The organism is Burkholderia sp. Bp9031, from assembly GCF_003857965.1.
GTDB classification, from domain to species: domain Bacteria; phylum Pseudomonadota; class Gammaproteobacteria; order Burkholderiales; family Burkholderiaceae; genus Burkholderia; species Burkholderia ambifaria_A.
In genome coordinates, this window is sequence record NZ_QTPW01000097.1 from 1 (window position 1) to 632 (window position 632).

Sequence of the window (632 nt, forward strand, 5' to 3'; positions counted from 1 at the left end):
TATGACGCGGTGATGGCGATCGCGAAGGAGCATTCGGGCGCGTACGGGATGGGCGTCGACTATGCGTACACGATGGTTCACAAGGCCGCCGAGCGTACGCAGACGCCGCACGAGTCGCTCCCGCCCGTGCCGGCGAAGTGACGCAGGCAGTCACGACTATCGATGCCGCTGCGGCGCGTGCCATGCGCGCGCCGCAGCGGCGATACGTCAATGCGGGCGGCGTGACGCGGTCGACCCGCGGACGCCGCCCGCGCAGCGCTTGCGGGGCGGTCGCCTGCATGCCAACTTGTTCGGGAGATTGATCGTATGGAACCTTATCTGGTTTCCCTTGGTGCGGGCCTGCTGATAGGCGTGATCTACAGTGCAATCAAGGTTCGCTCTCCCGCACCGCCGCTGATTGCCCTGGTCGGGTTGCTCGGCATGTTGATCGGCGTGCAGGCGGTCCCCGCCTTCAAGCAGCTCATCGGCTTTTGATCGAAGTGAAGTGAGGTGATGCACATGACCGCAACCGAAACCCAACCGGATCTGATTCTCCGCAACGGCAGGTTCACGACCCTCGACCGCGCGAACCCGACAGCGACAGCCGTGGCGATCGCCGCGGGCCGCTTCGTCGCGGTCGGCAGCGAAGCGGA

The 632-nt window shown here is 65.5% G+C and carries 1 protein-coding gene and 1 pseudogene; both read left to right on the forward strand.

Features of this window, described 5'->3' with window-relative positions; genetic code table 11:
* A pseudogene (locus tag DIE15_RS36660) lies at positions 1–141 on the forward strand (hydrolase); the annotation flags it as partial.
* A gap of 165 nt (positions 142–306) precedes the next feature.
* Positions 307–474: a DUF1427 family protein gene (locus tag DIE15_RS36665; protein WP_057924229.1), complete on the forward strand. Its 168-nt coding sequence runs from the start codon at positions 307–309 to the stop codon at positions 472–474.
* Positions 475–632: the final 158 nt, after the last annotated feature.